The 2531-nt window shown below is 71.0% G+C and carries 3 protein-coding genes; all 3 read right to left on the bottom strand.

The features are described 5' to 3' along the window. Positions 1-316, bottom strand: a 316-nt coding sequence (locus JWP28_RS04295) for a S4 domain-containing protein (RefSeq protein ID WP_299540356.1), incomplete at its 3' end; no start/stop codon positions are given. 26 nt (positions 317-342) lie between these two features. Further along, complete coding sequence (locus tag JWP28_RS04290) at positions 343-1251, bottom strand: methyltransferase (protein WP_299540353.1); 909 nt, start codon at positions 1249-1251, stop codon at positions 343-345. An 8-nt stretch (positions 1252-1259) separates the two neighbouring features. Next, positions 1260-2531, bottom strand: a 1272-nt coding sequence (locus JWP28_RS04285) for a peptide chain release factor 3 (RefSeq protein WP_299540351.1), incomplete at its 5' end; no start/stop codon positions are given.

Genomic DNA, 2531 nt, shown 5'->3' with positions numbered 1-2531 from the left:
GGCCGATGGTGGAGAGCGCCGGGATCCGCGCCCGCCAGCGGCTTGGCAGCAGCTCATAGACGCTGCGCCCGGCTTCGCGGTGCGAGCAGACCACGTCCAGCGGCTTGTGCATCAAGAGCGTCAGCGGGGCCGGCGGGTCGAGCGGCTGGCCCGACACCGTCAGCCGGCCCGGCAGGTCGGCGGTGACGGGGATGCGCGCGCCGCTGTCCTTGACGATCGCCCCGTCCAGCACGACCTGGCGGCGTCCGACCAGGTCGGTGACCTCGCGCCGCGACCCGTAGCCGAGGTTGGCCAGCAGCCGGTCCAGCCGCGCCATCGGGGCTTTCTCGCTTTTGGCGCCGCTCACTTGCTGGCCTCGAAGATCTTGTAGCCACCGCCCTCGGCCCGCAGCGTCACCGCGGCGAAGGCGCCGGCCAGCGCCGCCTCGTAGGGCAGATGCCGGTTGGCGACCAGCCAGCAGACCCCGCGCCTGGCGAGCATCCGGGCCGCCGCCTCGATGAAGCCGACCCCCAGCGCCCGATCCTCCGCCCCGCCGTCATGGAAGGGCGGGTTCATCACCACGAAGTCGAGGTCGGCGAGACCCTCCAGAGGCCGGCGCAGGTCCGCCCAGACCACCGCGGCCCGCGGGTCGTCGAGATTGTGCCGCGCGCAGTCCGTGGCCCGCCGGTCGACGTCGACGCAGGCGAGCGCGGTGACCTTTGGCGAAGCCAGGATGCTTTGCGCCAGCAAACCCACGCCGCACCCCAGGTCGGCGCCACGTCCAACAAGCGCCGGAAGCGCCTCCAGAAGCCGGACGCTTCCCGGGTCGGGGCGGTCCCAGCTGAACACGCCGGGCTGCGACCACAGGCCGAGCGACGGCATGATGCGCGGCGCACCGGCCGCGATGGCCTGGGCGAGATCGCGCGGCGCGGCCGGACGCACGGCGCTGCAGAACCGATGATGCCGGCGGGCCGCTTCGCCCACCTCGCAGCCGAAACTCTGCAGCGTCTTCTTCAGCCGCGATCCGCCCTTGTCCTTTGGCGCAAAGGCGGTGATCGGCGCGCCGGGCTTCAGCGCCCTCAGCGCATGGGCCAGCACGAAGTCGCGCTCCAGCGTTCCCGGCGGCGCCAGGATCACGGCCGCATCCGCTGAGGCGTCCGGCAGGGCGGCGATGTCGCTCGACCCGGGGATCAGCGGCGAAAGCTGCAAGGCGCCGGGCGGAACCTCCACGAGCCCCGGCGCGGGCGCGCCATACAGGAGGGCTCCGGTCATGGCCGGCCTCAGGCCCGTTCCCTGGCCCGCGCGAACCGCACCTTCGGGTAGCGCTCGGTGACGTAGCCGGTTTCCCAGGCGGTCTTGGCGAGGAACACCGGCTGGTCGTCGATGTCGACGGCCATCTGCGAGCGGTGCTTGCTCTGGAAGTCCTCCAGGTCGGCCCGCTCCGCGTCGAGCCAGCGGGCCTCGGCGTAGGGGCTGGCCTCGAAGATCACCTCCAGCTGGTATTCGTTGGCCAGCCGGTCGGCCATCACCTCGAACTGCAGCTGGCCCACCGCGCCGACGATGAAGTCCGCGCCCATGGTCGGGCGGAACAGCTGGGTGACCCCCTCCTCCGCCAGGCCCTCCAGGGCCTTCTTCAGGTGCTTGGCCTTCAACGGGTCCTTCACCCGCACCCGCTGTAGGATTTCCGGCGCGAAGTTGGGCAGCCCGGCGAACCGCAGGGTCCCGCTCTCCGACAGGCTGTCGCCGACCCTTAAGACCCCGTGGTTCGGGATGCCGATGACGTCGCCGGCGAAGGCCTCCTCCGCCAGCTCCCGGTCGGAGGCGAAGAACATGATCGGCGCGTTGACCGACAGCTGCCGGCCGGTGTTCTGAACCTTCAGCTTCATGCCCCGCTCGAATTCGCCCGAGGTCAGCCGCAGGAAGGCGATCCGGTCGCGGTGGTTGGGATCCATGTTCGCCTGCACCTTGAAGACGAAGCCCGAAACCTCCGGGTCCCCCGGCGCCACGTGGGTCGGCGCGCCACCCTTCACGGCGGCCACGGCCTTCGGCGGCGGGGCGTAGGCCCCCAGGCCCTCCAGCAGTTCGTCCACCCCGAAGTGGCGCAGCGCCGAGCCGAAGAACACCGGCGTCATGTGCCCTTCCAGGAAGGACTGCGGGTCGAAGGGCTTCGAGGCGCCCTGCACCAGCTCGGCGCTGTCAGAGAGCTCCTCCAGCTCGTCGGGGTCGAGGTAGCTCACCACCGCATTGCCCTTGAAGGCGATGGCGGCGGGATGGCCCTGCTCGCCGTCCGGACCCTTCTTGGCGAAGGGGATGAACTTCTCCCGGCGCAGGTCGAGCATGCCCTTGAAGCGTCCCCCCGAGCCCGCCGGCCAATAGAGCGGCGCGGGGTCGAGGGCGAGCTTGCCGGCGATCTCGTCCAGCAGGGCGAAGGGGTCCTGCGCCTCACGGTCCATCTTGTTGATGAAGGTGACGATGGGGATGTCGCGCAGCCGGCAGACCTCGAACAGCTTCAGGGTCTGCGGCTCGATGCCCTTGGCGGCGTCCAGCACCAT

Origin of the sequence: Phenylobacterium sp. (genome assembly GCF_028290885.1) — a bacterium.
Classification (GTDB): Bacteria; Pseudomonadota; Alphaproteobacteria; order Caulobacterales; family Caulobacteraceae; genus Phenylobacterium.
The sequence above is the reverse complement of the archived record's forward strand: the minus strand, read 5'-3'. Positions and strand labels throughout refer to the sequence as shown.